Consider the following 271-nt stretch of genomic DNA (forward strand, 5'->3'; position numbering starts at 1 on the left):
CTTTTGCCGCAACTTCAGCTTCTTCATTTTTGATAGCTTTTACACTAGTTTCTACTTTGGCTTTTTCCTTCACTGTGTTTTGAATGCGCTGATACATGCTTAGAATGTCTTCATCACTGACTTCGTTCCCATAGATACTTGCACTTCTTCTAAAGTCTTTAATAAACATTTCATTATATTTATTCACGAGATCAGCCTTATTGTCACCAGTTAGTTCAGGGAACTGTTTATTTTCTTTACCGAATACGATGACATCTGTATATGCATTAAG

The 271-nt window shown here is 35.1% G+C and carries 1 protein-coding gene; it reads right to left on the minus strand.

Annotated elements, in window-relative coordinates; translation table 11 throughout:
- Positions 1 to 271: DUF5105 domain-containing protein (locus tag SB775_RS29665; RefSeq protein WP_410864819.1), on the minus strand; the 271-nt coding region annotated here is incomplete at both ends.

The sequence above is a fragment of the Peribacillus sp. SIMBA_075 genome (assembly GCF_046534585.1).